Annotated in this window: 7 protein-coding genes; 2 read left to right on the forward strand and 5 right to left on the reverse strand. The window is 66.6% G+C overall.

Annotation, left to right across the window (positions count from 1 at the left end; genetic code table 11):
• The coding region (locus ACIQ3R_RS15075; RefSeq protein ID WP_397419681.1) for a hypothetical protein at nucleotides 1–463 on the forward strand (463 nt) is incomplete at its 5' end.
• Here the strand turns inward: ACIQ3R_RS15075 and ACIQ3R_RS15080 are convergent.
• Nucleotides 464–1,216: a Coq4 family protein gene (locus ACIQ3R_RS15080; RefSeq protein ID WP_397419682.1), complete on the reverse strand. Its 753-nt coding sequence runs from the start codon at nucleotides 1,214–1,216 to the stop codon at nucleotides 464–466.
• A 106-nt stretch (nucleotides 1,217–1,322) separates the two neighbouring features.
• Between ACIQ3R_RS15080 and ACIQ3R_RS15085 the strand changes: the two genes are divergently transcribed.
• Nucleotides 1,323–1,538 carry a ribbon-helix-helix domain-containing protein gene (locus tag ACIQ3R_RS15085; protein ID WP_397419683.1) on the forward strand — a complete coding sequence of 72 codons (216 nt, stop codon included), beginning with the start codon at nucleotides 1,323–1,325 and terminating at the stop codon, nucleotides 1,536–1,538.
• 4 nt (nucleotides 1,539–1,542) lie between these two features.
• Here ACIQ3R_RS15085 and ACIQ3R_RS15090 read toward each other — a convergent pair whose 3' ends face one another.
• The 4 genes from ACIQ3R_RS15090 to ACIQ3R_RS15105 form a co-directional block, all read right to left on the reverse strand.
• A complete protein-coding gene (locus tag ACIQ3R_RS15090) occupies nucleotides 1,543–2,652 on the reverse strand; it encodes a nitrilase-related carbon-nitrogen hydrolase (protein WP_397419684.1) in 1,110 nt (369 codons plus the stop codon).
• Nucleotides 2,649–3,539 (reverse strand): polysaccharide deacetylase family protein, encoded by an 891-nt coding sequence (locus ACIQ3R_RS15095; protein WP_397419685.1) that lies wholly within the window; start codon nucleotides 3,537–3,539, stop codon nucleotides 2,649–2,651. The genes ACIQ3R_RS15090 and ACIQ3R_RS15095 overlap by 4 nt, the downstream gene beginning before the upstream one ends.
• Nucleotides 3,536–4,471 (reverse strand): polysaccharide deacetylase family protein, encoded by a 936-nt coding sequence (locus ACIQ3R_RS15100; protein ID WP_397419686.1) that lies wholly within the window; start codon nucleotides 4,469–4,471, stop codon nucleotides 3,536–3,538. Before ACIQ3R_RS15100 ends, ACIQ3R_RS15095 begins: the two co-directional genes overlap by 4 nt.
• Nucleotides 4,472–4,479: 8 nt before the next feature.
• Nucleotides 4,480–5,052 (reverse strand): oxaloacetate decarboxylase (locus ACIQ3R_RS15105; RefSeq protein WP_397419687.1); only part of this gene is annotated, 573 nt, incomplete at its 5' end.

Here is a 5,052-nt window from a genome sequence, read left to right on the forward strand (position 1 = left end):
GTTCGGCATTCTGGAAAGCCGCGATGGCGGCCGCTCCTGGAAACTCGATGACAGCGTTCCGGACGCCGGCGCTGGGGGTAATCTGTTCCGCGCCGAGAACGCGGTGTTCATCGGTCGGGGTGGCGGCGAGAACCTGATGCAGGTGGGAGGCGACGGCGTCTGGCGCCAGATCAAGGGCCCGCCGACCGCGATGACCAGCGCCACCCGGCGCGCCGACCAATGGCTCTTCAAGAGCAGCCGCGGGTTCTACACCGCCCCAGACGGCGCGGCGGCCTATCCGAGCGCAGGCATCGAATTCAAGCACGCTGCGCCGGGCACGACCTGGTACCTGTTCATGGCCGACATCCACGCTGGCGTGATCTTCCACGATCAGTTCAAGTGGCTGAATGACCTGTTCGCCGCCTGCGCCGTGCTGCTGGTGCTCAGCGGCCCAGTGATCTGGCTGCGCCGCCGGTGGGTCTGATCAGGCTGCGCGGGCTTCCGGCGGGATCGAGTCGTAGATGGTCGGCGGAGTGATGCCGAGCCGCACGCGCGCGGCCTCCAGCGGCTCCGCCATCAGGCGCTCATAGTCCTGGCCGAGCAGCCACTTGGCCGCCTTGCCGCGCCTGTAGCCCTGGAGGATGGCTCGGTTGTAGGGGTGCTTCGGGGCGCCGTTCTTGCCCATCGTCATGGCCCCGAAGGCGATGAACGCCCATCCGAGACCCTTGGTCTGGGCGTAGGAAAAGGCCACGAGGCAGGCCTCGCCCAGGCCATCGCGGTGATAGCCCGACAGGATGTGCCAGATGTCGTGGACATCGCGCGTGCGCCGCGCAAACCAAGCGTAGGGGTGGGGGGCGTCCACATCGTTGGCCCCTTCGCGGCTGACATCGGCCAGACCGTAGGCCGAAAGCTCCTCTGAACGGATGAAAGTGCGATAGGCGGCGCCCACGCTGCCCTCGGGCAGGCTGTCGAGCCAGGCGTCGTCCATAAGGCGTTCCGAGAACTCGCGCCGCTCGAACGCAATGCGGCCGCCTTCCGGCGTCTCCAGCAGCTTGTGATAGCCCTGAGCGATCGACTTGCCATTCAGCGCCCGCATGATCTCGAACACTTGGCGGGTGTCCTCCTTGTCTGCGATCAGCTTCTTGAGCGCGCGCCAGGCGTGGCCCCAGTTCAGCTTCGTCGTATCGAGTTCCTTTGCGGGAGCGCGGAAGTCGGAGGCGTCGGCTGTCATAGCCATCGGAGAGCAGTCCCCTGGTGCGTTCGTCTGGGAGCAAAGATGACGCCCCCGTCATTTATTTCAAGGGGCTTGGCGAAACATGACGCGGATTTCATAAGCATTCCCTATGAGCGGCCTCCGCAAACGTTCCGTGCTGCTCTCGGGTCACGCCACCTCGATCGCCTTGGAGCCGGAGTTCTGGGCGGTGTTGGAGGCCATGGCGACCGCGCGAGGCCAGAGTCTCGCAGCGACGATCGTGGGTATTGATCGCGGGCGAGGTGAACGCACCCTCGCCTCCGCCTGCCGGATCGCGGCGCTGGCCTGGGCTCAGACTCGAGTTTGACGGATCAGCGAAGTACGCCCGCCTCCACGAGCCGCCGGATCGTCTCAGCCTGCCGGCCCGACGCGGCGTCACGGTCCGGCGGCGCTTCGCCGGGCTTCAGGCCGGGCGCTTCGGCATAGCCCTGGGCATAGGCTCCCCAGGGCTGGCGCGACATCAGGTTGGTCATTCCGGCGCGGCGACGCAGAGACCTCAGCGAGACGAGATCGACCACGGCGTTGGCCACAAGGCTCTCGCCCTCCCCGGCCACCGCCAGCACGCGGCCACTGGGATCGATCACTTTGGACATGCCGTCGGTCGAGGCCGCCGGTATCGCGGTGCCGATCAGGCCGCCGGTGTTGGCGCTGACCACATACGCCATGTTTTCGACGGCGCGGGCCCGCCTGGCGATCTCCTTGGGAGTCAAATCGGGCGAGCCGACCTCGGATGTGGGATGGAGGTAGATCTCAGCGCCCTTCTGGGCGGTCATACGGGCGATCTCGGGATAGAGGATCTCCTCCGAGGCGATCGCCGCGAGGGTCCCGATCTCGGTCTTCGCCACTGGAAAAACAGCGTCGTACCCATAGGTATCGAGGAAGCGGTCCCAGACATCGAACGGCGTGGGTGCGAACAGCGAGATCATCCGCCGATACCGCAGCACGGTCTCGCCCGCCGGCGAGAGGATCACCGTCGACTGGAAATAGAGCCCCGGGAACTTCGGGTCGGTCTCATAGGCGTTGACCACCAGAAACACGCGGGCGCCCTGGGCCAGGGTGGCGAGGTCGGCATACTCCCGCCCCTTCGGATCGAAGGCGGCCTTGGCGATCCAGAGCTCGCGGCTCTCGCCCTGCGGAAAGCCGGTGAAGGCGTATTCCGGCAGCAACACCAACCGCGGCGCGACCCCGGTGAACCCCCGTAGGAAGCCCACCGAGGCGCGAACCTGGGCGCCGATACGGGAGATAGCGCGTCCGATCCGGGCGCGCGCGGCCTCGGGCGTCGCATCGGCGTTCACCGCATCGCATGCGGTCTGCAGCGCCAGGGCGAGATAGGGCTCAGGCTGCGGCGTCTGCGCCAGCGAGGGCCCGGCAAGGCCTGCCAGCCCAGCCGCCAACAGGCCCCGGCGATCGGGCTTGATCATGCCGCCAACTCCGTCGCCGTCGCGCACCGCACGCCGGCGGCTTTGAGGCCCGCCAAAACGCGCCGCAACGCCGCGATCCGGAACGGCTGGCCGCTGACGTAGGGCGTGAGCGTAAAGCCGAACATGCGCGCCCCGAACCTCGCAGGATCTTCGCCCAGAAGATTGGCGGCAGCGAGGATCTGATCGGCCCACTCATCCTCGGTCTGGCGGCGGTCGATAAGCAGGGTGCGATCATCCAGTTCGTTCAGCAGAGGCAGCGCTGTCACCGGCCCGGCCTCGGTCCTGAAGGTCACGGGAACCTCGTCAACCTCCCAGTCCAGGCAGATGTCGAAACCTTCGGCGGCGATCAAATCCAGCGTCCTGAACGATTGCTGGCGCGCCGGACTGAGCCATGCGCGGGGCGCCAGGCCTGCATCCACGAAACGCGCCCGCGTCTCGGCGACCCAGGCGGCCTCCTCGGCGTGATCCAGCCCACCCCAGTGGATGTGATCGGTGGAGAGCCCGTAGGCGGCGATCTCGTGGCCGTCGGCCAAGGCGGCGTCGATCAGCGGACGCAGGCGTGAAAGCTGACGCGCATTGATCGGAACTGTCGCCTTGAGGCCCTGGGCCTTCAGGACGTCCAGGATGCGGAACACGCCCACCCGATTGCCGTAGTCGCGGGTCGTGTAGTGGCGCAGGTCCGGATACGGCGTCTGCATCGCGCCCGGGTGTTTGAAGGGCTTGCCGACCGGCTCCAGCGTGTGGTGCTCGATGGGCACAACGATCATCGCCGACACCGCCGGCCCGCTCAGCGGCCCGCGCTCAGGCGCCGGCAGCCAGGCGTACCGATCCTGATCCATCCCGTAGGACCGATACGGATATGAGAGGTAATCGGGCGGCAGACTCATGCTGCAAACCCCGTTCCGCCGGTGGCCAGCCCTCGGCGGGCGACGTCCGCCGCCATCAGGTCCCAATAGTGCTCGCAGTAGTGGGCGGCGATCTCGGAGGCGGTGGCAATCCAGACCTCTTTGTGCCCCGTTATATGGGCGAGCGCGTCTTCGAAGGCGCGGATGCGGTGCGGCTGGCTGACCAGATAGGCGTGCAGCGGAATACACATCACCGTGCCGCTCCGGGCGCCCTCTTCTAGCAACTGGTCGAAGTGGCGCTTCAGCACGTCGGCATAGCGCCAGGGCGACATGGCCAGCGCGCCGTATGTGATGACGTCGTTGACCTCCAGTGAGTACGGCATCGACATCAGCCGACCCGTCTTGGTTTTCACGGGTTGGGGCTGGTCGTCCTGGAAGAGGTCGCAGGTGTACCAGAAGTCGTACTCGGCGATCAGGTCCAGGGTGCGCTCGGTATGTGTGAGCGCCGGCGCCAGATAGCCCCGGATGCGCTGACCCGTCGCGCGCTGGACCGTGGCGATGCAGTCCTCGAGCACCGCGCGCTCCTGCGCCTCGGTCATGCCGTAGGAGTATCGGGTGTTGTAGATGCCATGGCTGAAGAACTCCCAGTTCCGCGCCACGCAGGCCTCGATGATCTCCGGGTGGTGGTCGATCAGTCCGATGGAGAGCGAGATCGAGCCCCGCACCTCGTACTTGTCCATCAGCTCCATCAGGCGCCAATGACCGACCCGGTTGCCCCAGTCGCGCTGAGAGTATCCCACGACATCGGGCGAAGGCTTAGGCCATCCCGAACGCTGCGGGTTCTTCGGCGGGTCGTACTCATAGAACTCGATGTTGGGCGCGATCCAGAAAGCCAACGACTTGCCTTCCGGCCACACGATCCTGGGCCGGTCGCGATAGGGCCAATAGTCGTAGAGGTTGGGATCGGCGACCACGGACGCGCCTATTCCGCCGCCTGCCGGGCCTTGGGATCATAGGCCGCGCCCAGCGCCATCATCTCCTCAAGGCCAATCCGTTCATTAACGCCGGCGAGGTCGGTCATCCGGTCCGCGAAGGGCTTGGTGGTTCCATGCGCTTTCAAACTGGCCAGGAACGCCTCAACATGGGGGATAATGGCGCGGACCATCGCCCCCGGCGAAATCGCCAGCCGGAAACCGAGCTCGCCGAGTTCTTCAAGAGTCAGGATCGGGGTCTTGCCGCCCTCAACCATGTTGGCCACCAGCGGGGCCCGAGCACCGAGCGCCGCCACCACGCGCCGCATCTCCTCAACGGTGCGCGGCGCCTCGACGAAGACCACGTCGGCGCCGGCCTCGATATAGGCCGCAGCCCGCTCGAGCGCAGACTCGAAGCCCTCCACGGCGATGGCGTCGGTGCGGGCGATGATGGTGCAGTCGATCCGCGCGTCACAGGCGGCGCGCACCTTGCCCGCCATCTCGGCCAACGGGATCAAGCCCTTGCCCGCGAGGTGACCGCAGCGCTTTGGGGAGTCCTGATCCTCGATCTGTATGGCGCTGGC

Origin of the sequence: Phenylobacterium sp. (assembly GCF_044371015.1) — a bacterium.
Taxonomy (GTDB): Bacteria; Pseudomonadota; Alphaproteobacteria; order Caulobacterales; family Caulobacteraceae; genus Phenylobacterium.

What these genes read in the sequence shown, in the direction of transcription:
- ACIQ3R_RS15080 (WP_397419682.1), bottom strand. Translation starts at nt 1,216, where the DNA reads ATGGCTATGACAGCCGACGCCTCCGACTTCCGCGCTCCCGCAAAGGAA.
- ACIQ3R_RS15085 (WP_397419683.1), top strand. Translation starts at nt 1,323, where the DNA reads ATGAGCGGCCTCCGCAAACGTTCCGTGCTGCTCTCGGGTCACGCCACC.
- ACIQ3R_RS15095 (WP_397419685.1), bottom strand. Translation starts at nt 3,539, where the DNA reads ATGAGTCTGCCGCCCGATTACCTCTCATATCCGTATCGGTCCTACGGG.
- ACIQ3R_RS15090 (WP_397419684.1), bottom strand. Translation starts at nt 2,652, where the DNA reads ATGATCAAGCCCGATCGCCGGGGCCTGTTGGCGGCTGGGCTGGCAGGC.